This window comes from Cellulomonas sp. (genome assembly GCF_017744555.1).
GTDB lineage: Bacteria > Actinomycetota > Actinomycetes > Actinomycetales > Cellulomonadaceae > Cellulomonas.
This window is the reverse complement of the sequence record NZ_JAGIBD010000005.1, coordinates 88,926-113,217: the sequence shown is the minus strand read 5'-3', so window position 1 is coordinate 113,217 and position 24,292 is coordinate 88,926. Positions and strand designations below refer to the sequence as shown.

The following is a 24,292-nucleotide window of genomic DNA, read 5'->3' as shown; positions in this document are numbered from 1 at the left end:
TCACCCTAGGTGGTCGGTGGCCCCCGGCGCCCGGTCGTCCGCGCGGGTGCGGCCCGTCGACCACAGCCACCACAGACCGAGGAACGGGAGCACGAGCGGCACGTACCCGTAGCCCTGGCCGAACCCGGACCACACCGTCTCGTCCGGGAACTCGCCGACGTCGACGAGCGACAGCGTGCCGACGACGAGCACGCCGACGGTCTCGATGCCGACCGTGATCCAGGCGAGGCGGCGCCGGTCCGTGGCGAGAGCGAACGTCGCGACGGCGTAGACGACGCCCGACGCCAGCGACAGGAGGTACGCGACCGGTGCCTCGTCGAGCTTGGTCGCCACCTGGTAGACGCCCCGGGCGGTCGCAGCGAGCGCGAGGATGCCGTAGACGGCGACGAGCAGGCGTCCCGGGCCGGTCCCGGTCGCGCGATGCGGCGGACGCTGGTCGGTCACACGGTCCCCCAGATCTGGAGCAGTCGGTACTCGAGGAAGGCCACGGTCAGCGCGGCGACGAGCAGCACCACCGAGCTCCACCGGGTCCGCTCGGCGAACGCCCACGCGGCCGCGAACGGCAGGACGATCGCCTGCGTGACGACGTAGCCCCAGAACAGCCCGCCGCTGAGCCCCTCGGGCGGGTCGGTGGCGGCGAGCACGGCGGCGACGACGGCCTGCACGACCAGCACGGTCTCGACGACCGCTCCGCCCCACAGCTGGCGCAGCACGACGGCGCGGTCGCGGACGACGAACCACGTCGCCCACCCTGCGAGCACGACGCACAGCAGCACGACGAGCAGGGCGAGGGGCACGATCACGGGACCACACCGTACCGGCGGTGCACGGGTGCACCCGCACCGACCGCATACGATCGAGCGGTGACCGTGACGCTGACCTCACAGGACCCTGCCCGCCTCGCCGTCGACGCCGTGGTCGTGGCCGTCGCCCAGAAGGACGGCACCCCGCGCGTGCTCGGCGGCGCGTGGCTGCCGAAGGACCTGCGCACTGCGATCGAGCGCGACGGCGCCGCGCTGGGCGTGACCGGCGCAGCCGACGAGGTCCGCCGCGTGCCCGGCACCGGCCTGCACGCCTCCGTCCTGGTGCTCACCGGCGTCGGCGCCGCGACGTCCGTCACGCCCGAGATCCTGCGCCGTGCTGCGGGTGCCGCGACGCGCGAGCTCACCGGGACCGGGACCGTCGCCCTGGCGCTGCCCGCCGACGACCAGGACTCCCTCGCGGCCGTCGTCGAAGGCGGTCTGCTCGGCGCCTACGCGTACAACCGGTACCGCACAGGCGACGACACCCGCGCGGCCGTGCGCGACCTCGAGGTCGTCACGTCGCTCGGCCGCACCCGCGCCGCGAAGGACGCCGTCCAGCGCGCCGAGGTGATCGCCGCCGCGGTGCACGCCACGCGCGACCTCGTGAACGCCGCCCCCAACGACCTGTTCCCCGCCGCGTTCGCCGACGCCGCCAAGGCCGCCGTCAAGGACGCGGGCGCCAAGGGCGTCAAGGTCACCGTGCTCGACGAGAAGGCCCTCGCGGCCGGCGGGTACGGCGGGCTCGTGGGCGTGGGTCAGGGATCGGTCCGCGGCCCGCGCCTGGTCAAGGTCGCCTACGCGCCGTCCCGCCCGAAGGCCAAGGTCGCGCTGGTCGGCAAGGGCATCACGTTCGACAGCGGCGGCATCTCGATCAAGCCCGCGGCCGGCATGGAGGCCATGAAGTCCGACATGGCGGGGGCCGCCGCCGTGCTGCACACGGTCGTCGCGGCCGCGCGGCTCGAGCTGCCGGTCGCCGTCACCGGGTGGCTCTGCCTCGCCGAGAACATGCCGTCCGGCACGGCGCAGCGCCCCTCGGACGTCCTGACGATCCGCGGCGGCAAGACCGTCGAGGTCCTCAACACCGACGCCGAGGGTCGGCTCGTGATGGCCGACGGCCTCGTCGCCGCCGTCGAGGAGAACCCGGACGTCGTCATCGACATCGCGACCCTCACGGGCGCGCAGCTCGTCGCGCTCGGCCACCGCGTGTCGGCCGTCATGGGCACGGACGACGTGCGTGCCGAGGTCGTCGCGGCCGCCGACGCGAGCGGCGAGCAGTTCTGGCCCATGCCGCTGCCCGGCGAGCTCCGCGCGAGCCTCAAGTCGAAGGTCGCCGACCTCGCGAACATCGGGGACCGGTTCGGCGGGATGCTCACCGCCGGCGTGTTCCTGCAGGAGTTCGTCGGCGACACGCCGTGGGCGCACCTCGACGTGGCCGGTCCGGCGTTCAACGAGAAGAGCGCGCACGGGTACACGCCCGTCGGCGGCACCGGTGTGGGCGTGCGCACGCTGCTGCAGCTCATCGAGGCGCGCGCCGGGGCCTGACACCAGCGCACGACGGCCCGGTCCTGCGACGGCGGGGCAGGGCCGTCGTCGTGGAGCCCGGGAGCCCGGGCCTGCGTCAGACGACGCCGCGCTTGCGCAGGATCTTCTGGCGCGAGTTGTAGTCGCGCATGCGCTGGGGATAGCCGACGCGCTGCACGTCGTACACCGGGATGTCCAGGTCCCGGGCGAGCTGGACCGCGGCCTTCTCGTCCGGGACCCGCCGGCGCGTCCACTCGCCGTCGGTCGCGACGAGCATGACCGTCATCGGCGCGGCCGTGGTGCGCGGCTCGACGTACGCCTCGACCCCGACGCGGGTCGCGACGAAGTCCGTGAGGTGCGCGATCGTCGCGTCCTTGGCCGCCTTGTCGCTCGGCACGTCGGTGGGCGTCGGACGAGGTCGGCGCGAGAACAGGCCCATGGCGGTCGAGGGTAGCCGCCCCGTCTGTCAGGGCCGAGGGGCTCCCCCCGACGGGTGCCTGGAGCACCAGTCATGGGACGACTGTTCCGAGGGTCACACGGATCTGCAGGTCGCCACGGTCGTTCCCACCCGGCCGGGATGACAAGATGGTCGGCGAGCTCGAGACCACACGCCTGCGTATGAGGAGTTGCACGTGGCCGACACCGGCACCGCTTTCGACATCGTCGTCCTGGGCGCAGGGAGCGGCGGCTACGCAGCCGCCCTCCGTGCCGCACAGCTCGGCAAGACCGTGGCCCTCATCGAGGCCGACAAGGTCGGCGGCACCTGCCTGCACAACGGGTGCATCCCGACCAAGGCGCTGCTGCACGCCGCCGAGCTGGCGGACAACGCGCGCGACGGTGCGCACTTCGGCGTGAAGACCACGCTCGAGGGCATCGACATGGCCGGTGTCAACCAGTACAAGGACACCGTGATCGGCGGCCTGTACAAGGGCCTGCAGGGGCTCATCAAGTCCCGCAAGATCACCGTCGTCGAGGGCACGGGTCGCCTCGGCGGGCCCGACGCCGTCGAGGTCGACGGCACCCGCTACACCGGCCAGCACATCGTGCTCGCGACCGGCTCGTACGCGCGGTCGCTGCCGGGCCTCGAGATCGGCGGCCGTGTCATCACGTCCGACCAGGCCCTGAAGCTGGACTGGGTGCCGAAGTCGGCGATCATCCTCGGCGGCGGCGTCATCGGCTCCGAGTTCGCGAGCGTGTGGAAGTCGTTCGGCGCGGACGTCACGATCATCGAGGCGCTCCCCCACCTCGTCCCCAACGAGGACGTCGCCCTCTCCAAGGCGTTCGAGCGTGCGTTCCGCAAGCGCGGCATCGCGTTCAACCTCGGCGTCCGCTTCTCCGGCGTCACGCAGGACGACAACGGCGTGCACGTCTCGCTCGAGGACGGCAAGACGTTCGACGCCGACGTGCTGCTGGTCGCCGTGGGCCGCGGTCCGCGCACCGGCGGCCTCGGCTACGAGGAGCAGGGCATCACGCTCGACCGCGGCTTCGTCATCACGGACGAGCGCCTGCACACGGGCGTCGGCAACATCTACGCCGTGGGCGACATCGTGCCCGGCCTGCAGCTCGCGCACCGCGGGTTCGCGCAGGGCATCTTCGTCGCCGAGCAGATCGCCGGGCTCAACCCCCCGGCGATCGTCGAGTCCGGCATCCCGCGCGTCACGTACTCGCACCCCGAGGTCGCGTCGGTCGGTCTCACGGAGGCCGCCGCGAAGGAGGTCCACGGCGAGGACGCCGTCGAGGTGCTCGAGTACAACCTCGCGGGCAACGGCAAGAGCAAGATCCTCGACACGGCCGGCTTCATCAAGCTCGTGCGCCAGAAGGACGGCCCCGTCGTCGGCGTGCACATGATCGGCGACCGCGTCGGCGAGCTCATCGGCGAGGGCCAGCTCATCGTGAACTGGGAGGCCTACCCGGAGGACGTGGCCGCCCTGATCCACGCCCACCCCACGCAGAACGAGGCGCTCGGCGAGGCCCACCTGGCGCTCGCCGGCAAGCCGCTGCACGCTCACAACTGACCACACGATCGAAGGAGACACGCGGTCATGTCCGACAACGTGCAGCTGCCCGCTCTCGGTGAGTCCGTCACCGAGGGCACCGTCACCCGCTGGCTGAAGAACGTGGGCGACCGCGTCGAGGTCGACGAGCCCCTGCTCGAGATCTCGACCGACAAGGTCGACACCGAGATCCCGTCGCCGTTCGCGGGCGTCGTCGAGCAGATCCTCGTCCAGGAGGACGAGACGGTCGAGGTCGGCGCGACGCTCGCCGTCATCGGCTCGGGCGAGGGCGGCGGCGCCGCTCCCGCGCAGGAGGAGGCCGCACCGGCGGCTGCCGAACAGCAGGCGCCCGCCGAGGAGCCGGCCGCGGCCGCCTCGCCCGCGCAGGAGCCCGTCGAGGAGCACGAGCAGGCCGCACCCGCGCCGGCCGCCGAGCAGGCTGCCCCGCAGCAGCCCGCCGCCGGTGGTGGCGACGGCGAGCCCGTCACGCTGCCTGCCCTCGGCGAGTCCGTCACCGAGGGCACCGTCACGCGCTGGCTCAAGGCCGTCGGTGACACCGTCGAGGTCGACGAGCCGCTGCTCGAGATCTCGACCGACAAGGTCGACACCGAGATCCCGTCGCCCGTGGCCGGCACCGTCCAGCAGATCCTCGTCCAGGAGGACGAGACGGTCGAGGTCGGTGCGACGCTCGCGATCATCGGCTCCGACGCCGCGCCCCAGGCCGCCGCCCCGGCGCCGGCTGCCGCTCCCGCTCAGCCTGCGCCTGCTCCGTCCGCGCCGGAGCCGCAGACGGCGCCCGAGCCGGCCGCCGAGCAGGAGTCGGCCGCCGGGCCCACCCCGGCCCCGGTGCCCGCGCCGGTGCCGGCCACCTCCGCGGCGCCGGCTGCTCCGGCACCCGCCGCGTCCGGCAGCTACCTCACGCCGCTGGTCCGCAAGCTCGCCGCGGACAAGGGCGTCGACGTCGCCACGCTCACGGGCACCGGCGTCGGCGGCCGCATCCGCAAGGAGGACGTCCTCGAGGCGGCCGCCAAGGCGGAGGCCGCCAAGGCCGCCGCCGCGGCGCCCACCCCGGCTGCAGCTCCCGCCGCTCCGGCGGCCGCCAAGGCCCCGAGCGTCCCATCGGTGTCGCCGCTGCGCGGCACCACGGAGAAGGCCAGCCGCCTGCGTCAGATCATCGCCGAGCGCATGGTCGAGGCCCTGCACAGCCAGGCGCAGCTGACCACGGTGGTCGAGGTGGACGTCACGAAGGTCGCGCGCCTGCGGGCCCGTGCCAAGGAGGACTTCAAGGCGCGCGAGGGCGTCAACCTCACGTTCCTGCCCTTCTTCGTGCTGGCCGCGGTCGAGGCGCTCAAGGCCTACCCCAAGGTCAACGGCGTGCTCGAGGGCAACACGATCACGTACCACGCCCAGGAGAACGTCGGCATCGCGGTCGACACCGAGCGCGGCCTCGTCGTGCCGGTCATCCGCGACGCGGGTGACCTCAACCTCGCGGGCCTGTCGCGCAAGATCGTCGACCTCGCCGGTCGGACGCGTGGCAACAAGGTCGGTCCGGACGAGCTGAGCGGTGCGACGTTCACCGTGACGAACACGGGCTCGGGCGGCGCGATCATCGACACGCCGATCGTCCCTGGCGGCACGTCGGCGATCCTCGGCACCGGTGCGATCGTCAAGCGCCCGGTCGTCATCCAGGACGCCGACGGTGCCGAGGTCATCGCGATCCGGTCGATGTGCTACCTGTCGCTGTCCTACGACCACCGCCTGGTCGACGGTGCGGACGCGTCGCGGTACCTGTCCGCGGTCAAGGCCCGTATCGAGGAGGGCGCGTTCGAGTCCGAGGTCGGCCTCTGACGCATCGGCGCCGGTTCGCCGGTCACGCCTGACGAAGGCCCGGGCCCCTCGTGGGACCCGGGCCTTCGCGCGTTCGCACGCCGCGTCCGCGGCGCCGACCGGTGGCCGGCGCGTGCGCTGCCGGAACGCACCCTAGGGTGACCGCATGCGCGTGGTGGTCGCCGGTTCCCAGGGCTTCATCGGCAGCGCCCTCGTCCCGCACCTGCGGGCCGAGGGTCACGAGGTGCGGGTGCTGGTCCGACGCGCCCCGCGGTCGGCCGACGAGGTCGCCTGGGACCCGGACCGGGGGCGCCTGGATCCGGAGGTGCTGCGTGCGGCGGACGCGGTGGTCGACCTCGCGGGCGTCAACGCCGGGAGCCGGCCCCTCACCGCACGCCGCAAGCAGGTGGTGCTGTCGTCGAGGCTGCGCACCACCGAGCTGCTGTCCGTGACGCTCGCAGGGCTGGACGACCGGCCGCGCGTGCTGCTGCAGGCCTCGGGGATCGGCGCGTACGGCGACCGCGGGGAGGTCGAGATCGACGAGCACGAGCCGCTGGGCACGACGTTCTTCGCCGACGTCGTGCGGCAGTGGGAGGCGGCGACCGCCCCCGCGCAGGACGCGGGCACCCGGGTGGTGCTGCTGCGGACGGGAGTGGTGCTCGGGCCGCACGGCGGGGCGCTCGGGCGCCTGCTCCCCCTGCTGCGGGTCGGCCTCGGTGGGCGGCTCGGCTCGGGTCGGCAGTTCTGGCCGTGGATCACGCTGACCGACGAGGTGCGGGCCATCGAGCACCTCCTCGGCGCCCCTGTTCATGGCCCGGTGAACCTGGTGACGCGCGCCGACCGCAACGCCGACGTGATCGGCGCGCTGGCGCGGGCGATGCACCGCCCTGCGGCCGTCCCGGTGCCGGCCTTCGCGCTCCGGGCGCTGCTCGGCGACTTCTCGTCCGAGGTGCTCGGCTCCATCCGCGCGATCCCGGCGGCGCTCGACGCCAGCGGCTTCCGGCCTGTGCACCCGGACCTCGCGTCGGCGTCCGCGTGGCTGGTCGACGCGGGCTGACCTCGCCGGGCGTCGTCAGCCGGGCGCGGTGACGTCCCAGACCCGCCAGCCGTCGTGGGTCCAGCGCAGCCCCAGGACCACGGTCCGCTCGGCCGTGGCGGGCACGTCGACGCGGCTCGTGCCGTCCGCGGAGACACGTGCGTGCGCCGACATCGACGTCGTGACGACGACCTGCGCGTCGAGGCCGGGCGCCGGCGCGTCGATCGGTCGCGCGTCGGCGACGGCCACGGACAGCCCTTCGAGGTGAGCGCCCGCCAGCTCCGCGACCACGCGGCTGTCCGCGGTGAACGCCGGACCGCCGTCGACCTCGGCCTGCGTGAGCGCACCGCCGTCGGCCGCCGCCACCAGGTCCGAGCGACGCCGGCTCAGCTCGACGGCGGCCCCGACCGGGTCGGACCGGTCGTGGACCGCGTCGACGTCTGACGTGGCGGCGACCTCCGCCGGCCGCCCGTCGGCGCGAGCCGCGGCATCGTCGGCGGGCGCGGCGATCCGGATGGCGGCTACTCCCGCGGCCGCCACGAGCACGAGCGCGGCGCTCCCGATGAGAGTCGCCCGGATCCCGCTGCGTCGCCGCCGGTCGCGTCGCCGCGGTCGGCCGGGGTCGGGACCACGGTGCGCAGCCCGGACGAGGTCGGCCGCCGCACGGGTTCCCGCGTCCGGCAGTCGTACGGCCTCCGGCTCGGCCACCCGGAAGCACGCGTCGACGACCTGCGACGGGTGGATCTCCGGGGTGTGCAGCAGCTCCTCGAAGGCGTCGCGGAGCGTCGGCCCGTCGGGGTCGGACGCGAGGTGCGCGTCGGCGCCCGCCATCTGGCCGAGCACGGTCGCCAGCAACCGCGTGACGTCCGAGTCGGGCGTGCCCCGCCCGAGGACGGCGGCGCGCAGGTCGGTGAGCAGGGGACGGCCGTCGGGCCGGACGACGACGCTCGAGGCGTCGAGCATGCCGTGCGCGAGGCCCGCGTCGTGCAGTGCTGCCAGGGCGCCCGCGACGGGCACCGTGACCGTGACGGCCTCGCCGTCGCACAGCGGCGCGCGCGCCGCCCGGAGCTCGTCGAGCGTCACCCCGTCGGCCGGCTCCACGACGAGCCCCACACGTCCCGGGGACAGCTCGACCGCGTCGAGGAGCCGCACCAGGTGGTCGTGCCGCAGGGCCCGCAGCCGGGCGATGCGGGAACGCATGACGTCGTCGATTGCGGTCGCGACGACGTGCAGCTCGACGCCCCGGTCCGAGCCGTCGACGGGCCGCGCGGCGAATCCTGTGCCGTCGCGGCCGACCGTGCCGACGACCCGGTACCCGGCAGTGCCGAGCGCGCTCGCGACGTCTCCGGGCACGAGGTAGCGGTCCATGACGGCCATCGAACCGGGTCGTCGCACCCGGCGTCGGCGCTCGTCCACAGGCCAGGCCGCGCGACCGGCGACGGGTCGGAGCCGGACGTGCTAGAGCCGGACGACCCTGCCCTCGCCGGCGGACGTGCGCGCCGCGTCGAGGACCCGTGCGGTCCGGACGGCGTCCGCGGGGTCGACCGGCGGCGGCCCACCGTCCACGACCCAGCGCACGACCTCCCGGTACACGTCGTGGTGCCCGCCGGTCGGCATCGGCACGGGGGTGCGCTCTGCGCCACGCACGAGCCATCCCTCGTGCACGGGCTCGCCGGGGCGGCGACCTTCCTCGTAGGCGTCGTCGAGCGCCGCGAACGGCGTCGGCTCACCCTCGAAGCTCGTCACGAGGTACGCGGCCCGGGCGCCGAGCACACGCGTGCGCGGTCCCGGCGCACCGGCGAGCGAGCCGGCCTGGAGGTGGCTGATCACGCCTGGCTCGCCGTCGGACGACGCGTGCACGAGCGCGAGGAACACGTCGTCGACGGCGGGCGTCGTGCGCGCGGCGAGCTCGGCGTAGACCGTCTCCGCGGGCCCGAACAGCTGGACGGCCGAGTCGACGAGGTGGGCGCCGAGGTCGAGCAGCAGGCCGCCGGCGTCCGGGTCGTTCTCCTTCCACCGGTCCTGCGGCTGGGGCCGGAACCGTTCCCAGCGCCGCTCGAACCGGTGCACCCGGCCCAGCGCACCGGTCTCGAGGAGCGAACGCAGCGCGAGCTGCTCGGTGTCCCACCGGCGGTTCTGGAAGACCGTCAGGCGGCCGCCCGCCGCGACCGACGCGTCGACGAGACGCTGCGCGTCGGCCGTGGTGGTCGCGAGCGGCTTGTCGACGAGCACGTGCACCCCGGCGTCGAGCGCTGCGAGGACGTGCGCGACGTGCTCGCCGGTCGGGCTCGCGATCACGACGAGGTCGAGCTCGCCCGCGTGCTCGAGCAGGGCGGGCACGTCGGGCACGACGACGGCGCCCGGCCAGTCCTCCTCGACCTGCGCCGCACGGCTACGGGTCACGACGTGCGTCACGCGCTGCCCCGCCTCGCGCAGCAGCCGCGCGTGGATCCCGCGCCCCGCTCCCCCGTAGCCGACCAGTCCGACGCGCAGCTGCTCCATGCCGCCCACTCTAGGGAGTGCGCCGCCCGAGCCTGCTCGGCCACCAGGTGCGGTGGTCGAGCTCGTGCACGAGTGCGGGCACCAGCAGCGAGCGCACGACGAGCGTGTCGAGCAGCACGCCGAACGCGACGATGAACGCGATCTGCGCAAGGAACAGCAGCGGGATGACGCCGAGCGCAGCGAACGTCGTCGCCAGGACGATGCCGGCCGACGTGATGACACCGCCGGTGACGGCCAGGCCGCGCACCACACCCGGACGGGTGCCGAGCCTCAAGGACTCCTCCCGGACCCGCGTCATGAGGAAGATCGAGTAGTCGACCCCGAGCGCCACGAGGAAGACGAAGGCGTACAGCGGCACCACGGGGTCGGCGCCCGGGAAGCCGAAGACGTGCGTGAACACGAGCGCGGAGACGCCCAGCGCGGCGGCGAACGACAGCACGTTGGCGACGAGCAGCAGGACCGCGGCCATGACCGACCGCAGCAGCAGCATGAGGATGACGCCGATCACGAGCAGCACCACGGGCACGATGACCTTGAGGTCGCGCTCGGAGGCCCGCTGGGTGTCGAGCTGCTCGGCGGCCGCACCGCCGACGAGCGCGTCGGGTGCGACCTCGTGCGCCGCGTCCCGGATGCCGTCGACCGTCGCGACGGCCTCCTGCGAGTCGGACGGCGCGTCGGTCGTCACGTCGAGACGCACTCGCCCGTCGACGACCTTCGCGGGTGCGTCGGTCGGAGCGCCGGGAGCACCTTGGGCACCGGTGTAGGGGGCGACGGAGGCGACCCCGTCGACGGCACCGACGGCGTCCGCGACCGCGTCTGCGTCCGCCTCGTCCACGACGACCACGACGGGCTGGACACCACCGGCCGGGAAGTGCGCGGAGAGGACCTCCTCGCCCGCGACCGCGTCGACGGGCGTGAGGAACACGTCGGCCTGGCTGGTCCCCCGGGCGTCGAGCATCGGCAGCAGCGCGGCGCACCCGCACAGCACGAGCGCCGTGACGACCCAGACGGTGCGCGCCCTGCGGCCGACGAACGCGGCGAGCCGCCCCCACACGCCGTCGGGCACGGCCGCCCTCGACGCACCCGCGTCGTCCGGCACCGCGTGCGGTGCCCGGGGCCAGAAGAACGCCCGCGACCGGCGTCCGCCGACGAGCAGCAACGCCGGGAGCAGCGTGAGGACCGCGAGGAACGCGGACGCGATGCCGATGGCGGCGACGGGGCCGAGGCTGCGGTTGGACGAGAGGTCGGACAGCAGGAGGCAGAGCACGCCCGCGACGACGGTCCCGGCACTGGCCGCGATCGGCTCCAGGCAGGCCCGCCACGCGCGTCCCATGGCGGCGGCGGGGTGCTCGACGTGCCGGAGCTCCTCGCGGTACCGCGCGACGAGCAGCAACGCGTAGTCGACGGACGCGCCGACCACGAGGATCGACAGGATGCCCTGCGCCTGGCCGTTGAGCGTGAGGATGTCGTGCAGCGCGAGCTGGTAGACGACGAGCCCGGCGAGGCACAGCGCGAACACGGCCGTGAAGATCACCAGGAACGGCAGGAACGGCGAGCGGTAGACGATGACGAGGATGAGCAGCACCGCGCCGAGCGCGACGAGCAGGAGCACTCCGTCGATGCCGCCGAACGCGGTGACGAGGTCCGCGACGAACCCGGCAGGGCCGGTGACCCACGCCTGCAGGCCCGCGTCGCCGGCGGCGGTGGCGGTGGCGCCGAGGTCGTCCGACAGCGAGTCGCGCAGCGTCGTCACGAACGCGCTGGAGACGCGCTCGTCCGCGCCGACGAGCCCGTCGGCCTTGTCGGCGTCGAGGGAGAACGCGACGAGCAGCGCCTCGCCGTCCTCGGACGGGACGACCGCCGGCGTCCCGACGAGGTAGTCCTCCCAGGTGCCCGACGAGCCCGCGGGCAGGGCGGTTCCCGGCACGTCCTGCGCCCACCGCTCGACGGCGGCGACCTGGTCGGGGGTGACGTCCGAGCCGTCCGCGGGCTGCAGCACGACGAGCGCGGGTAGCGTCTGCGTGTCGACGAAGCCCTTGCTGGCGACCGCGGCCCGGGTGGACTCGGCGGACGACGGCAGGAACGCGGCCGCGTCGTTCGTCTGGACCTGCGACAGCTTGCCCTGCGCCATGCCCCCGGCGGAGGCGATGCCGAGCCAGACCAGCAGCACGACGGCGACGAGCACGGATCGGACGACGGGTCGATTGCTCAGCATGCTGAGTATCTTGCTGTCGCACCGTCAGATCAGCAAACCGAGAGGACGGACGGTGGAGCAGCACGAGGTCGACCCCACGTCGACCGACCCCAGCCAGTGGCCCGTCGGTCGCCTCCTGTCCGCGGCCGCGCGCCGCGTCGAGCGCGACTGGGACGCCCACCTCGCGGGATGGGACCTCAGCCACGCCAGCCAGCCGCCGCTCGTGCACCTCGCACGGGGCCCGCTCTCCCAGCGCGAGCTCGCCGCGAGGTGCGGCGTGACCGAGCAGACGATGAGCAAGGTCGTCGCCCGTCTGGAACGCACCGGCTACGCGAGCCGCGCACCCCACACCGACGACCGGCGACGGCACGTCATCAGCATCACCGACGACGGGCGCCGCGCCCTGGCCGCCGCGTCGGACCGGGCGCTCGCGGACGCCCTGGTCACGCGCGGGCTGACGCCGGAGCAGGCCGAGCAGCTGCGCACGCTGCTCGCGGTCGTCGCGCAGCCCGACCCCGCCACGGGGTTAGCCTGACCCGCATGCGGTTCGACGAGCTCGACCTCGGCACCCGGCACCTCCCCTACGAGCCGACCTGGCAGCGGCAGCGCGAGGTCCACGCGGCCGTCGCCGCCGGCGAGCAGGAGGACACCGTGCTGCTCGTCGAGCACGAGAGCGTCTACACGGCCGGCCGGCGCACCGCGACGTGGGATCGCCCCGTCGACGGCACCCCCGTCGTCGACGTCGACCGGGGCGGCCGCATCACCTGGCACGGACCCGGCCAGCTCGTCGGGTACCCGATCGTCCGGCTCGCCGCGCCCATCGACGTCGTCCGCTACGTCCGTGCGCTCGAAGAGGCGGTGATCCGCACGTGCGCCGACCTCGGCCTGCGGGCCGAGCGCGTCGAGGGACGCAGCGGCGTGTGGTTCGCGGCCGACGAGCCCGGCGACCCGCGGGGCCGGCGCGCGCGCAAGGTCGCGGCGATCGGCGTCCGCGTCTCGAAGTCCGTGACGATGCACGGGTTCGCGCTCAACTGCGACCCCGACCTGGCGGAGTTCGACCGGATCGTGCCGTGCGGGATCGACGACGCCGACGTGACCTCGCTGACCGTCGAGACCGGCAGGCACGTGACCATCGCCGAGGTCACGCCGCTGGTCCGCGGCCACCTCGCCGACACCCTGACACCGCTGCTCGCCGCAGGGGACGCCGCCCTCGTCTGAGCAGGACCGTCAGACGGTCGTGGCGGGCTTGCTCAGCTCCTCCGCGACCGAGACGGCCCAGGCCCGGACCTCGTCCCAGTCGCGGAAGTCGCCGGTCTGCGCGCTCGTGAGCGCCACGAGCGCGCGCTCGCTCAGCCCCAGCCCGCCGCGGTCCAGCCGCCCGACGAAGCACTTCGGCTGCTCGACACCGGCGTGCTCCGCGACGACGTCGACGTCGTCCGGGACCGTCGGCGGCATCGGCGGGTCGCCCACCGGCCCGGACCAGAACAGCCAGACCGGCATCGAGCGCAGGAACGCGCCCTGCCGCTCCACGAGGTCGCGCAGCGCCACCGCCAGCCGTCCCACGTACACCGCCGAGCCCAGGACCACGGCGTCGTAGTCGTGCACGTGCTCCACGTCGTCGGGGTCGACCTCGTCGACCGTGTGACCGGCGCCGCGCAGCACCGCCGCGATCTCGCCGCCGATCTCGCGCGTCGCGCCGTGTCGCGACGCCACCGTCACCAGCACGCGCATGGCCGTCCCCCTCCTCCTGGTTCGATCTCCCCACGCTTCCTCCCCGACCCGCCCCGCGCACGGGACGGAGGTCCCGACTCTGTGACGTGCGACTCTCGGCGGTCCGCGCCGTGGGCGCCGGGTTACGCTGGCCGACGTGACGATCGCCCCCGAGGGACGCCGGATGCTGCGCGTCGAGGCCCGCAACGCCGAGACGCCGATCGAGAAGAAGCCGGAGTGGATCCGCACGCGCGCGACCATGGGCCCCGAGTACTCGGAGCTCAAGGGCCTCGTGAAGCGTGAGGGCCTGCACACCGTCTGCGAGGAAGCCGGCTGCCCCAACATCTTCGAGTGCTGGGAGGACCGCGAGGCGACGTTCCTCATCGGCGGCGACCAGTGCACGCGCCGCTGCGACTTCTGCCAGATCGACACCGGCAAGCCCGCCGACTTCGACGCGGACGAGCCGCGCCGGGTCGCCGCCTCGGTGCAGGCGATGGGACTGAAGTACGCGACGGTCACCGGCGTCGCCCGTGACGACCTGGCCGACGGCGGTGCGTGGCTCTACGCGGAGACGGTCCGTCAGATCCACGACGTCAACCCCGGCACCGGCGTCGAGCTGCTCATCCCCGACTTCAACGCGGTGCCCGAGCTGCTCGACGAGGTCTTCTCGTCGCGGCCCGAGGTGCTCGCGCACAACCTCGAGACGGTCCCCCGGATCTTCAAGACGATCCGTCCGGGCTTCCGCTACGACCGGTCGCTCTCGGTGCTGACCCGCGCCCGCGCGCAGGGACTCGTCACCAAGTCGAACCTCATCCTCGGCATGGGCGAGACCATCGACGAGGCCAAGGAGGCGCTCGCCGACCTCCACGAAGCGGGGTGCGACCTCGTGACGATCACGCAGTACCTGCGCCCGTCCGTCCGGCACCACCCGGTGTCCCGGTGGGTGCGGCCCGAGGAGTTCGTCGAGCTCTCGACCGAGGCGGAGCGCCTCGGCTTCCTCGGCGTCATGTCCGGGCCGCTCGTGCGCTCGTCGTACCGCGCCGGACGACTGTGGGGCCAGGCGATGCGCCGCCGTGGTCTGCCGATCCCGGAGGCCCTGTCGCACCTCGGCGAGCCGACCACGTCCCGCCAGGAGGCGGCGAGCCTCCTGGCGCGCTGACGGCACCTCCGCACTCGGTAGACTCCCGGCTCATGGCCCGTGACTCGTCCACCCCCGCTGCGCCCGCCGGCAAGCCCGCCAAGGTGAAGAAGACCCGCTGGTACCACCAGGTGTGGCAGGCGTACCAGATGACGCGCAAGAACGACCCGGCGGTCACGTGGATCGTGCTCGCGGCGTTCTTCGGCATCGTCGTGGTGGGTCTGGTCATCGGCCTTCTCATCGGCCACTGGCTGTACGTGCTGCTGCTCAGCCTGCCGTTCGCGTTCCTCGGTGCGCTGTTCCTGCTGGCCCGGCGTGCCGAGACGGCCGCGTACACGCAGATCGAGGGCCAGCCCGGTGCGTCGCGCGCCGCGCTCGGCACGATCCGCCGGGGCTGGACCTTCTCGGAGGAGCCCGTCGCGGTCGAGCCGCGCACGAAGGACCTCGTGTTCCGCGGGGTGGGCCGCCCGGGCGTCGTGCTCATCGGCGAGGGTCCCGCTCCACGCATCGGCAAGCTGCTCGAGCAGGAGCGCAAGCGCACGGCGCGCGTCATCTCGGGTGCCCCGATCACGCTCATCCAGGTCGGTGACGGCGAGGGACAGGTGACCCTGCGCAAGCTCCCCCGCGCCGTCCAGAAGCTCAAGCCGCAGCTGACCAAGCAGGAAGTCGCGGAGGTCAGCAAGCGGCTGACCGCCCTGGGCGGGGTCAAGATGCCGGTCCCGAAGGGCGTCGACCCGATGCGTGCGCGTCCCGACCGCAAGGGCATGCGCGGCCGCTGACCTCGCGCGCCTCACCCGCTACGGTGTCGGACGGAACGACACCGACCAGCATGGGGGCTCGAGGTGGCGGACGACCGCTGGAACCACAACACGCACTACCACCGGCTCGCGCTGCGCTGGGCGCCGACGGCCCGCTCGGCGCTCGACGTCGGCTGCGGCGAGGGTCGTCTGACGCGTGAGCTGCACGCTGCGGGCACCCCTCGGGTGACCGGGCTCGACGTCGACGCGGCGCAGGTGGACCGGGCGCGCGACGAGGCGCGCGCAGCGGGCGTCGGTGAGCCGTCGCTGCGGTACCTGGTGGGCGACGTGCTGGACACCCCGGCGGACGAGCAGTTCGACCTGGTCACCTGCTACGCGACGCTCCACCACCTCGACCTCGACGCCGGTCTGCGGCGCCTGCGGGAGCTCACCGCGCCCGGGGGCCACCTCGTCGTCGTCGGGCTGGCGGGCGTGCGGACCCCGTCCGACATCGCGCTCAGCGCCGCAGCGGTGCCCGTGGCGGCGGTCGTCGACCGGACGCGCGGCGTGTGGGACCACGGCGCCCCCATGACCGACCCGTCCCACGGCTACGGGGAGGTACGCCGGCTCGCCCGCGACGTCCTGCCGGGCGTGCGCTGGCGGCGGCACCTGTACTGGCGGTACAGCCTCGTGTGGACGGCGCCCCGCGCGTGACGGCGGGCGCCGGACGGTCAACGACGGACGATGGCGGTGCCGGCGACGCGGTCGTGCAGACCACGGCCGTCGCCGTCCCACACCACGGCCGGCACCACGAGGCACAGCATCACGGTGCGCAGGAGCGCGGCCCACAGGTGCGGCGGTCCCGTCGGGGCGTCCGCGGCGGGCGGCACGACGACGCGGCGCACGTGCAGGCCGAGGATCCGGTGACCGAGCGTGTTGCCCACCGTGCCGACGAGCAGCACGTTCTCGAGCGCGAAGATGCCCAGGGTCACCATCGGATCGCCCTTCGACAGGAAGAACCCGGACCCGCCGGCCGCCGGGAAGAACGCCGCCGAGATCGCGAGGCAGGCCACCCAGTCGATCGCCAGCGCCGCGACCCGTCGCCCCAGCCGCGCGAGCGACCCCGGACCGTCCGGCGGCAGGCCGAGCCGCGCTCCCCGGTGGGTGCCGCCCGTCGACGGTGCCGAACCCTCGAGCCACGACCCCATCTCTTCCCGTGATGTCACGCCTCAAGGGTAGGTCGCCGCCGCGACCCGGACGTCCGCCCAGGAGTTCGCACGATCGTTACACCACCGACGGCCCCGTAACACCGTGGAAACAATCGGTACACGGCAGAGAAACCGAGCCGTCCTAGCGTCGCCTGTGCCCGCCCCAGGGCAAACCCAACCGAGGAGCAGCGGATGTTCAGCAAGCCAGAGGAAGTCCTGGCCTTCATCAAGAGCGAAGACGTCAAGTTCATCGACGTGCGGTTCTGCGACCTGCCCGGCGTGATGCAGCACTTCAACGTGCCCGCCGCGTCGGTCGACGAGGCCTTCTTCACCGAGGGCCAGATGTTCGACGGTTCGTCGATCCGTGGCTTCCAGGCGATCCACGAGTCGGACATGAAGCTGATCCCGGACGTGTCGACGGCCTACGTCGACCCGTTCCGCGTGGAGAAGACGCTGAACATCAACTTCCACATCGTCGACCCCTACACCGACGAGCCCTACAGCCGCGACCCCCGTCAGGTCGCCGCGAAGGCCGAGGCGTACCTGCGGTCGACCGGCATCGCGGACACGGCGTTCTTCGCCCCCGAGGCCGAGTTCTACATCTTCGACGACGTGCGCTTCGAGACGAAGCAGAACGCGTCGTACTACTACATCGACTCCATCGAGGCCGCCTGGAACACGGGTCGCGTCGAGGAGGGTGGCAACCTCGGCCACAAGACGCCCTACAAGGGCGGCTACTTCCCCGTCCCGCCGGTGGACCACTTCGCCGACCTGCGCGACCAGATCTCGCTGCAGCTCGACGCCCTGGGCCTCGAGGTCGAGCGCGCGCACCACGAGGTCGGCACCGCCGGCCAGGCGGAGATCAACTACCGCTTCGACACGCTCGCCAAGTCGGCCGACAAGGTGCAGCTGTTCAAGTACGTGGTGAAGAACGTCGCGCACGCCGCCGGCAAGACCGCCACGTTCATGCCGAAGCCCCTGTTCGGCGACAACGGCTCGGGCATGCACGTGCACCAGTCCCTGTGGAAGGACGGCCAGCCGCTGTTCTTCGACGAGAAGGGCTACGGCGGCCTGTCCGACACGGCCCGCTGGTACATCGGCGGCCTGCTCAAGCACGCGCCCTCGCTGCTCGCGTTCACCAACCCGACGGTGAACTCCTACCACCGCCTGGTCCCCGGCTTCGAGGCCCCGGTCAACCTGGTGTACTCGGCTCGTAACCGCTCCGCGTGCATCCGCATCCCGGTCACCGGTTCCAACCCGAAGGCCAAGCGCATCGAGTTCCGCGTGCCGGACCCGTCGTCGAACCCGTACCTCGCGTTCGCCGCCATGCTCATGGCCGGCCTCGACGGCATCCAGAACCGCATCGAGCCGCCCGAGCCGGTCGACAAGGACCTCTACGAGCTGCCCCCCGAGGAGCACGCCCTCATCCAGCAGGTCCCGGGCTCCCTCTCCGAGGTGCTCGACAACCTCGAGGCCGACCACGACTTCCTCACCGCGGGGAACGTCTTCACGCCGGACCTCATCGCCACGTGGATCGACTACAAGCGCTCCGCCGAGGTCGACCCGATCCGTCTGCGGCCGCACCCGCACGAGTTCGAGCTCTACTTCGACGTCTGATCGTCCCGGCCCCTGGCTGCTCCCAGGGGCCGTGGACCCGCAGTGACAGCACCCCCGTCGCCCTCGTGGCGGCGGGGGTGCCGTGCGTCTAGCGTGCCCGGCATGAGGACGCGCGCGCTGACGTGGTGGCGCGGGCGGCCGGTGCTGTTCCGGGACGCGTGCGGCAGCGCCGTGCTGCTCGTCGTCGCGCTGCTGAACTGGTGGTCCGACGGCTTCCGACCAGGCGTGTCGGACACGCTGCTCGTGCTCGCCGGCGTGGTGGCGGTGGCCTGGCGCCGGGTCGCCGTGGTGCCGGTCCTCGTGGTGACGGGCGTCGCGACTGTCGCCGCGACGTCGCTGGTCGGCACGGCGTCGGGGACGTTCCTTCCCGTGCTGGTCGCGGTGTACTCGGCGGCCGCCTGGGGCCACCGGGTGGCGGGGGCGGTCACCGCGGCCGCCGTCGCCCTGGGGGCGTCCGTGGCGGCGGAGGCGCGGTCGGGCGCGTGGGACGGCACCGAGGTCGTCGCGATCACCGCGGTACTGGCCATCGCCGTGGCGATCGGTCTGGCGGTCGGGTCGCGGCGGGAGTTCATCGCCGTCGCTCGCGAGCGGGCCGAGAGGCTCGAGGAGTCGCGCGAGGTCGAGGCGGCGCGGCGCGTCACGGAGGAGCGCCTACGGATCGCGCGCGAGCTGCACGACGTCGTCGGCCACCACGTCGCCGTCATCGGCGTGCAGGCCGGCGTCGCCGAGGCGTACCTCCGGAGCCGCCCCGACTACGCGCAGGACGCGCTCGGGCACGTGCAGGACGCCGCCGAGTCCGTGCTCACAGAGCTCCGTGCACTGGTCAGCGTGCTGCGGACGTCCGACGGCCCGGACGAGCGTGCGCCGGTCCCCGGGCTCGCGGACCTCGACGAGCTGCTCGACCGCGTGGGCGACCTCGGGCTGACGGTGACGGTCGCCCGGTCCGGCGACGGCGGGCCGCTCGCGCCGCTCGTCGACCTGATCGCGTTCCGGGTGGTGCAGGAGTCGCTGACCAACGCGCACAAGCACGGTGACGGCCGCGCGTTCCTCACGATCGAGCGGCAGAGCGACGCACTGAACATCACCGTGACCAACGGCATCGGCCGGACGGGTGGAACGACCGCCGGAGGTGGCTTCGGCCTCACCGGCCTGCGCGAGCGGGTCACGTCGGTGGGCGGGACGCTCGACGCCGGTCCGTCGGACCACGGATTCCGCCTCCACGCCACGCTTCCCTCGCTGACCGGCGCACCGACGAAGGAGACCCCGTGATCCGCGTGCTCGTGGCCGACGACCAGGACCTCATCCGCGCGGGGTTCGCCGCGCTGGTCGGGACGGCCGACGACATGGAGGTCGTGGGCGAGGCCGCCGACGGCGCCGCGGCGGTCGAGGCGGCACGGGCGCTGCGTCCCGACGTCGTGCTCATGGACGTGCGGATGCCCGGGCTCGACGGCATCGCGGCGACCGAGCAGATCGCCGCGGACGCCGACCTCGCGGACGTGAAGGTCGTGGTCCTCACGACGTTCGAGATGGACGAGTACGTGCTCGCCGCGCTCCGGGCCGGTGCGAGCGGTTTCCTCGGCAAGGGCGTGCGGCCGGCGGCGCTGCTGGACGGCATCCGGACGGTGGCCGCGGGCGAGTCGCTGCTCTCGCCCGTCGCGACCCGGGCCCTGATCGCGCACCTGCTCGACCGGGCGACCCCGACGACGGTCGACACGTCCGCGCTGCACGACCTCACGCCGCGCGAGCAGGAGGTCGTCGCGCTCGTGGCGCAGGGTCTGTCGAACGAGCAGATCGCCGCGCAGCTCTACCTCTCGCCGCTCACCGCGAAGACGCACGTCAACCGCGCGATGACGAAGCTCGGCGCTCGCGACCGTGCGCAGCTCGTCGTGTTCGCGTACCAGGCGGGGCTCGGCGCCGACTGACACGTACTGCGTCCGCAGTACGCGGCAAGTGTCTGCACCTGCACGACGCGGAGCAGCAGTTCACCGCGACAGCCTGGGGTCATCACCACGACCCCAGGAGTGACCATGATCGAGGTCCAGAACCTCACCAAGCGCTACGGCGGCACGCTCGCCGTCGACGACCTCAGCTTCACCGTCCGCCCCGGCCTCGTCACCGGCTTCCTCGGCCCGAACGGCGCCGGGAAGTCGACGACGATGCGCGCCATCCTGGGCCTGGACCGCCCGACGTCGGGGCAGGTGCTCGTCGGCGGGCACAGCTACGCCGACCTGCCCGCGCCGATCACCGCGGTGGGCGCGCTGCTCGACGCCAAGGCGATCGACAAGGGCCGCAGCGCGCGGAACCACCTGCGGGCGCTCGCGGCGACCGCCGGGATCGGCGCCGGGCGCGTCGACGAGGTGCTGGCGCTCGTCGGCCTCACGTCGGTCGCGCGGCGGCCCGCCGGCCACTTCTCGCTGGGCATGGGCCAGCGGCTCGGCATCGCCGCGGCCCTGCTCGGGGACCCGGAGGTCGTCGTCCTCGACGAGCCGACCAACGGCCTGGACCCCGACGGCATCCTGTGGATCCGCACGCTCGTGCGGGACCTGGCCGCGGAGGGCCGCACGGTGCTCGTGTCGTCGCACCTGATGAGCGAGATGGAGCTCACCGCCGACCATCTCGTCGTCATCGGCCAGGGCCGGCTCGTCGCCGACGAGCCCATGCACCGGATCCTCGCGGGAGCTACCGCCACGCACGTCTCCGTGCGCACCCCGCAGCGCACCCAGCTCGTCGAGCTGCTCTCCCGCCCGGACGTCACCATCACGCGCCGCGGGACCGACGGCCTGGACGTCACCGGCGTCGACGCGTCCGTGATCGGTGGGATCGCCAGCGTCGCAGGTGTCGAGCTGCACGAGCTGCACACGGTCTCCGCGTCGCTCGAGGACGCGTACATGGAGCTCACCCGCACCGCGGTCGGCTACCGCGGCACCACCACGACCGTCGAAGGACCGCTGTCATGACCACCGTCTCCGCCCCCGCCGCGCCGCTGCTCCGTCCGCGCCCGATCCCGACCCACGTCACCGCGCGTCGAGCGGTGCGCTCGGAGTGGATCAAGCTCACCTCGCTGCGCTCGACCTGGATCACCGCGGCCACGCTCGCGGTCACGGTCGTCGGCATCGGCCTGCTCGCGACCTCGACCACGATGTCCTCCGCCACCACCGCGACCGCCGCGGACCTGTTCGGCCTCAGCCTCACCGGCACCGCGTTCGCGGTGCTCGTCGTCGGCGCGCTCGGTGCCGTCGTCGGCGCCCGGGAGCACGCGTCCGGCATGATCCGGACGACGCTCGCGGCCGTGCCGCGCCGTGGTATCACGCTGCTCGCGAAGTCCGTCGCGCTGGCAGGGATCGTGGTTCCGACGCTCGTCGCCGCGTACGTCGGGTCGGTGCTGGCCGCCAACGCGGTCATCGGCGGCGCGGGCCTCCCGACGGTCGCCGTGACCGACCCGCTGGCGCTCCGCGCGATCGGCGGTGCCGTGCTCTACCTGACGAGCGTCACACTCATCGGGCTCGCGCTCGGCTCGGTGCTGCGCAGCGTGGCCGGCGCGGTCGCGGGTGTCGCCGGCCTGGTGCTGGTGCTCCCGATCGTCGCAGGCCTCCTGCTTCCCGCGTCGTGGGCTGCCGCGGCCGACGCGCTGCCGTCCGTCGCCGGCGAGGCCGTCACCGCCGTGAGCGCGGGCGCCCAGATCACGCCGCTCGCCGGTGCCGCCGACCTCGTCGCCTGGGTCGTCGTGGCCCTCGGTGTCGCGACGGTGCTGCTGCGCCGCCGCGACGCCTGACCGATCTCCCTCTCTCCGTCGTCCCTCCCTGCACAGGAAGTCGTCATGTCTCTCGTCCGTCCCCTCGCCCTCTCTCTCGTCCTCACCACCGGCGCCGTCGCCGCCACCTCGGCCGCCGCGGTCGCCGATCCACCCGTCGTCTCCGTGGACGCGACCGGGGTCGAGATCCCGGCCGCCGACCCCGGTCTGGGCAACGGCGGCACCGTCGAGGTCCGCTGGATCCTCGGCGGCTCGGAGGGCACCAGCCGCCTCACCGTCACGCAGGGCACTCCGACCGGGGCGTTCGGCGACCGGCACTGGGTCGGGTGGTCCCAGCTCCCCCAGCCGGTCCCCACCGGGGCGTGCGTCTGGTACGTGCGCGTCGACACCGCGACGCTGCACGACGAGGTCCTGCTCGGCGGGCCGGAGGTGTGCCACGGTCCGGCCGTGGTCGAGGTCCCCGTCGACGCATGGAACCGTCCCGAGCTCCCGCCGGGGGTGGAGCCGACCGAGGTCCCGCGGACGGAGGTCCCCGTGCCCACGGGCACCGTGCCCGCCGAGGTCCCGGTGCCGACCGGAGTGGCGGTGCCGACCGAGCTTCCGGGGCCGACGGTCCTGCCGACGCCCGGCGGCACGACGGCGCGGGCCACCGCGCACGACGTCGACCCCAGCCCGACGCCGACGGCCGCCGCGCCGCCGGTCGCCCGACGCGCCGGCGCCGGCCAGGACCGGACGACCCGGCCGCAGACGGAGGTCCTCGCGAGCACGGGCGTCGACGGTCGTGCCGCGGTCCTGCTCGCGGGTGTGCTCGCGCTCGCCGGGTCGGCTCTGCTCGCGCTCCGCGGCTGGGCCGCACGGATACATCGGACGAGCTGACCCGGCGACGAGCCGTCGACCTGGCTACTCGTCCATCGTCGTCGCCTCGTCCGTCGGCTCCTCCTCCGTCGGGCTCGGCGCTGGGGCCTTCGCCGCGGCGATGGCCGCCTCGAACGCGGCCACGGTCGCGGCGTCGACCGCACCGGTGGCCGGCACGCCGAGGTCCGTCTGGAACTGCATGAGCGCCGCGGTCAGGGCGTCGGTCCACTGCCCGTCGACGGGGCCGTCCCAGTACCCGGCGAGCTTGAGCGTCTGCTGCAGGGCTGCTGTCGTGGTCAGGTCGATCGCCGACTGGGCAGCGCCCTGGGCGGCGAGGTCGGCCTGCAGCGCGGCCTCCGTGGCCTTGTCCACCGTTCCCGTGACGGGCAGGCCGTGGGTCGACTGGAGGTCCTGCACGGCCTGGACGGTCCCGGGCCCGTAGATGCCGTCGACGGCGAGCGTGTAGTACCCGGCGGCGGAGAGCGACTGCTGCAGGGCAGTCGTGTAGGCGCGCGCGGCTTCCTGGGCGGCGATCCGCTGCTGGTCGTCGAGGCACCCCGCCTGCACGACGAGCTGCATCCACGCCATCTCGAGCGAGACGACCGCGGCGTTGAACTGTTGCGACGCCTGGTCGAGCGGGGTCTCGTCGGTGATGCCCTGCTGCGTCGCGGTGAAGTCGGCGTCGGCCTGCTTGACCCGGTTGATCGCGTCGGCGGGGGCGAGCGGCGTCGGCTCGGCGGTCGGCGACTCCTCGGGCTCGACGGGCACCCCGGACGCGGACGCCTCGACGGCCGCGAGCTCGGCCTTGGCCTCGGCGAGGGCGTTCTCGGCGTCGGCGACGTCCTGCCGGGCGCGCTGCGCGGTCTGCCCGGCGGCGAGCGCGTCCTCGCGGGGCTCGCGCAGGTCGGCGCCGCCGGTGACGACGTCGCCGACCGTCGGGGCCGAGGACGTGATGATGTCGCCGTAGCGGTCGAGCGCCTTGACGTAGTCGGTGCCGCCGGAGCAGAACGCCTCGGTCGCCTTCTGCGACTCGTCCTGCGCGTCGGCGAGATCCTTCTCCGCGGCGGCGACCTGCGCCTGGGCGCGTTCGAGGTCGGTGGTCTCGTCCTCGTCCCCGCCCGAGGTGCAGCCCGCGACGAGGAACGACAGACCCAGGACCGCGGCGGTGGGTCCGCCCCACCGGCGTGTCCGACGCGCCTGGAACGACCTCACGACGACCTCCGAAGAACGCTCCGCGGTCCGGCCCGTGCCCACGTCGACGTGAGAGCGGACCGCCATGTCCCGACGTCGTCGAATCAGACAATCCACCCCGGGTCCAGCCGCCGCAAGGCGACGCGCCTGCGCTGCCCGGAAGGGCATCCGAACGACGTCCCTGTGTGTGCCCCGGGTGGTCGCCATG

At 73.7% G+C, this 24,292-nt stretch carries 24 protein-coding genes; 15 read left to right on the top strand and 9 right to left on the bottom strand.

Going from position 1 to position 24,292, the window contains the following annotated elements; genetic code table 11:
• On the bottom strand, positions 1-444 hold the full coding sequence (locus J7523_RS05405; protein WP_291883275.1) for a hypothetical protein: 444 nt from the start codon (positions 442-444) through the stop codon (positions 1-3).
• Entirely contained in the window at positions 441-803 is a 363-nt protein-coding gene (locus J7523_RS05400; RefSeq protein WP_291883273.1) for a hypothetical protein, read from the bottom strand. The genes J7523_RS05405 and J7523_RS05400 overlap by 4 nt, the downstream gene beginning before the upstream one ends.
• 60 nt (positions 804-863) lie before the next feature.
• Here J7523_RS05400 and J7523_RS05395 point away from each other — a divergent pair, with 60 nt between their 5' ends.
• Complete coding sequence (locus J7523_RS05395; RefSeq protein WP_291883271.1) at positions 864-2,345, top strand: leucyl aminopeptidase; 1,482 nt, start codon at positions 864-866, stop codon at positions 2,343-2,345.
• Between the two features lie 76 nt (positions 2,346-2,421).
• Here J7523_RS05395 and J7523_RS05390 read toward each other — a convergent pair whose 3' ends face one another.
• A complete protein-coding gene (locus J7523_RS05390) occupies positions 2,422-2,763 on the bottom strand; it encodes an oxidoreductase (RefSeq protein WP_291883269.1) in 342 nt (113 codons plus the stop codon).
• A gap of 193 nt (positions 2,764-2,956) precedes the next feature.
• On the opposite strand from J7523_RS05390, the gene lpdA reads away from it, so the two are divergent.
• The 3 genes from lpdA to J7523_RS05375 all read left to right on the top strand — a co-directional run bounded on the left by lpdA (position 2,957) and on the right by J7523_RS05375 (position 7,202).
• Positions 2,957-4,339, top strand: coding sequence for a dihydrolipoyl dehydrogenase (lpdA, locus tag J7523_RS05385; RefSeq protein WP_291883266.1), 1,383 nt, complete (start codon positions 2,957-2,959; stop codon positions 4,337-4,339).
• A gap of 27 nt (positions 4,340-4,366) precedes the next feature.
• Complete coding sequence (gene sucB, locus J7523_RS05380) at positions 4,367-6,166, top strand: 2-oxoglutarate dehydrogenase, E2 component, dihydrolipoamide succinyltransferase (RefSeq protein ID WP_291883263.1); 1,800 nt, start codon at positions 4,367-4,369, stop codon at positions 6,164-6,166.
• 145 nt (positions 6,167-6,311) lie between these two features.
• Positions 6,312-7,202, top strand: coding sequence for a TIGR01777 family oxidoreductase (locus J7523_RS05375; RefSeq protein WP_291883261.1), 891 nt, complete (start codon positions 6,312-6,314; stop codon positions 7,200-7,202).
• Positions 7,203-7,217: 15 nt separating this feature from the next.
• Here J7523_RS05375 and J7523_RS05370 read toward each other — a convergent pair whose 3' ends face one another.
• The 3 genes from J7523_RS05370 to J7523_RS05360 all read right to left on the bottom strand — a co-directional run bounded on the left by J7523_RS05370 (position 7,218) and on the right by J7523_RS05360 (position 11,898).
• Entirely contained in the window at positions 7,218-8,549 is a 1,332-nt protein-coding gene (locus J7523_RS05370; protein WP_291883257.1) for a hypothetical protein, read from the bottom strand.
• A 90-nt stretch (positions 8,550-8,639) separates the two neighbouring features.
• Positions 8,640-9,683 (bottom strand): Gfo/Idh/MocA family oxidoreductase, encoded by a 1,044-nt coding sequence (locus J7523_RS05365; protein ID WP_291883253.1) that lies wholly within the window; start codon positions 9,681-9,683, stop codon positions 8,640-8,642.
• A gap of 10 nt (positions 9,684-9,693) precedes the next feature.
• Positions 9,694-11,898, bottom strand: a complete 2,205-nt coding sequence (locus J7523_RS05360; protein ID WP_291883249.1) for an MMPL family transporter — start codon at positions 11,896-11,898, stop codon at positions 9,694-9,696.
• 52 nt (positions 11,899-11,950) lie between these two features.
• Between J7523_RS05360 and J7523_RS05355 the strand changes: the two genes are divergently transcribed.
• A complete protein-coding gene (locus J7523_RS05355) occupies positions 11,951-12,412 on the top strand; it encodes a MarR family transcriptional regulator (protein WP_291883246.1) in 462 nt (153 codons plus the stop codon).
• Between the two features lie 5 nt (positions 12,413-12,417).
• Positions 12,418-13,095: a lipoyl(octanoyl) transferase LipB gene (lipB, locus tag J7523_RS05350; protein WP_291883244.1), complete on the top strand. Its 678-nt coding sequence runs from the start codon at positions 12,418-12,420 to the stop codon at positions 13,093-13,095.
• Between the two features lie 9 nt (positions 13,096-13,104).
• Here lipB and J7523_RS05345 read toward each other — a convergent pair whose 3' ends face one another.
• Entirely contained in the window at positions 13,105-13,608 is a 504-nt protein-coding gene (locus J7523_RS05345; RefSeq protein ID WP_291883242.1) for a flavodoxin domain-containing protein, read from the bottom strand.
• A 136-nt stretch (positions 13,609-13,744) separates the two neighbouring features.
• Here J7523_RS05345 and lipA point away from each other — a divergent pair, with 136 nt between their 5' ends.
• The 3 genes from lipA to J7523_RS05330 all read left to right on the top strand — a co-directional run bounded on the left by lipA (position 13,745) and on the right by J7523_RS05330 (position 16,176).
• A complete protein-coding gene (gene lipA / locus J7523_RS05340; protein ID WP_291883239.1) occupies positions 13,745-14,746 on the top strand; it encodes a lipoyl synthase in 1,002 nt (333 codons plus the stop codon).
• 32 nt (positions 14,747-14,778) lie between these two features.
• Positions 14,779-15,504: a DUF4191 domain-containing protein gene (locus J7523_RS05335; protein ID WP_291883236.1), complete on the top strand. Its 726-nt coding sequence runs from the start codon at positions 14,779-14,781 to the stop codon at positions 15,502-15,504.
• 63 nt (positions 15,505-15,567) lie between these two features.
• Positions 15,568-16,176, top strand: a complete 609-nt coding sequence (locus J7523_RS05330) for a class I SAM-dependent methyltransferase (protein WP_291883233.1) — start codon at positions 15,568-15,570, stop codon at positions 16,174-16,176.
• A gap of 17 nt (positions 16,177-16,193) precedes the next feature.
• Here the strand turns inward: J7523_RS05330 and J7523_RS05325 are convergent, their stop codons facing one another.
• Positions 16,194-16,688: an RDD family protein gene (locus J7523_RS05325; RefSeq protein ID WP_291883232.1), complete on the bottom strand. Its 495-nt coding sequence runs from the start codon at positions 16,686-16,688 to the stop codon at positions 16,194-16,196.
• Between the two features lie 174 nt (positions 16,689-16,862).
• Here J7523_RS05325 and glnA point away from each other — a divergent pair, with 174 nt between their 5' ends.
• The 6 genes from glnA (at position 16,863) to J7523_RS05295 (ending at position 22,914) form a co-directional block, all read left to right on the top strand.
• A complete protein-coding gene (glnA, locus tag J7523_RS05320) occupies positions 16,863-18,287 on the top strand; it encodes a type I glutamate--ammonia ligase (RefSeq protein WP_291883229.1) in 1,425 nt (474 codons plus the stop codon).
• 102 nt (positions 18,288-18,389) lie between these two features.
• Positions 18,390-19,556, top strand: a complete 1,167-nt coding sequence (locus tag J7523_RS05315) for a histidine kinase (protein WP_291883226.1) — start codon at positions 18,390-18,392, stop codon at positions 19,554-19,556.
• Positions 19,553-20,209, top strand: coding sequence for a response regulator transcription factor (locus tag J7523_RS05310; protein WP_291883224.1), 657 nt, complete (start codon positions 19,553-19,555; stop codon positions 20,207-20,209). The genes J7523_RS05315 and J7523_RS05310 overlap by 4 nt, the downstream gene beginning before the upstream one ends.
• A 105-nt stretch (positions 20,210-20,314) precedes the next feature.
• Positions 20,315-21,244 carry an ATP-binding cassette domain-containing protein gene (locus J7523_RS05305; protein WP_291883222.1) on the top strand — a complete coding sequence of 310 codons (930 nt, stop codon included), beginning with the start codon at positions 20,315-20,317 and terminating at the stop codon, positions 21,242-21,244.
• A complete protein-coding gene (locus J7523_RS05300; protein ID WP_291883219.1) occupies positions 21,241-22,059 on the top strand; it encodes an ABC transporter permease in 819 nt (272 codons plus the stop codon). Before J7523_RS05305 ends, J7523_RS05300 begins: the two co-directional genes overlap by 4 nt.
• A gap of 45 nt (positions 22,060-22,104) precedes the next feature.
• Positions 22,105-22,914 carry a hypothetical protein gene (locus J7523_RS05295; RefSeq protein WP_291883216.1) on the top strand — a complete coding sequence of 270 codons (810 nt, stop codon included), beginning with the start codon at positions 22,105-22,107 and terminating at the stop codon, positions 22,912-22,914.
• A 24-nt stretch (positions 22,915-22,938) separates the two neighbouring features.
• On the opposite strand, the gene J7523_RS05290 is transcribed toward J7523_RS05295, so the two are convergent.
• Positions 22,939-24,171 carry a peptidoglycan-binding domain-containing protein gene (locus J7523_RS05290; RefSeq protein ID WP_291883214.1) on the bottom strand — a complete coding sequence of 411 codons (1,233 nt, stop codon included), beginning with the start codon at positions 24,169-24,171 and terminating at the stop codon, positions 22,939-22,941.
• Positions 24,172-24,292 lie beyond the last annotated feature (121 nt).

Excerpts from the sequence above, each read along its gene's own strand:
- J7523_RS05390 (WP_291883269.1), bottom strand. The coding sequence starts at position 2,763 with ATGGGCCTGTTCTCGCGCCGACCTCGTCCGACGCCCACCGACGTGCCG.
- sucB (WP_291883263.1), top strand. The coding sequence starts at position 4,367 with ATGTCCGACAACGTGCAGCTGCCCGCTCTCGGTGAGTCCGTCACCGAG.
- J7523_RS05375 (WP_291883261.1), top strand. The coding sequence starts at position 6,312 with ATGCGCGTGGTGGTCGCCGGTTCCCAGGGCTTCATCGGCAGCGCCCTC.
- J7523_RS05370 (WP_291883257.1), bottom strand. The coding sequence starts at position 8,549 with ATGGACCGCTACCTCGTGCCCGGAGACGTCGCGAGCGCGCTCGGCACT.
- J7523_RS05365 (WP_291883253.1), bottom strand. The coding sequence starts at position 9,683 with ATGGAGCAGCTGCGCGTCGGACTGGTCGGCTACGGGGGAGCGGGGCGC.
- J7523_RS05360 (WP_291883249.1), bottom strand. The coding sequence starts at position 11,898 with ATGCTGAGCAATCGACCCGTCGTCCGATCCGTGCTCGTCGCCGTCGTG.
- lipB (WP_291883244.1), top strand. The coding sequence starts at position 12,418 with ATGCGGTTCGACGAGCTCGACCTCGGCACCCGGCACCTCCCCTACGAG.
- J7523_RS05345 (WP_291883242.1), bottom strand. The coding sequence starts at position 13,608 with ATGCGCGTGCTGGTGACGGTGGCGTCGCGACACGGCGCGACGCGCGAG.
- J7523_RS05335 (WP_291883236.1), top strand. The coding sequence starts at position 14,779 with ATGGCCCGTGACTCGTCCACCCCCGCTGCGCCCGCCGGCAAGCCCGCC.
- glnA (WP_291883229.1), top strand. The coding sequence starts at position 16,863 with ATGTTCAGCAAGCCAGAGGAAGTCCTGGCCTTCATCAAGAGCGAAGAC.
- J7523_RS05315 (WP_291883226.1), top strand. The coding sequence starts at position 18,390 with ATGAGGACGCGCGCGCTGACGTGGTGGCGCGGGCGGCCGGTGCTGTTC.
- J7523_RS05305 (WP_291883222.1), top strand. The coding sequence starts at position 20,315 with ATGATCGAGGTCCAGAACCTCACCAAGCGCTACGGCGGCACGCTCGCC.
- J7523_RS05300 (WP_291883219.1), top strand. The coding sequence starts at position 21,241 with ATGACCACCGTCTCCGCCCCCGCCGCGCCGCTGCTCCGTCCGCGCCCG.
- J7523_RS05295 (WP_291883216.1), top strand. The coding sequence starts at position 22,105 with ATGTCTCTCGTCCGTCCCCTCGCCCTCTCTCTCGTCCTCACCACCGGC.
- J7523_RS05290 (WP_291883214.1), bottom strand. The coding sequence starts at position 24,171 with ATGGCGGTCCGCTCTCACGTCGACGTGGGCACGGGCCGGACCGCGGAG.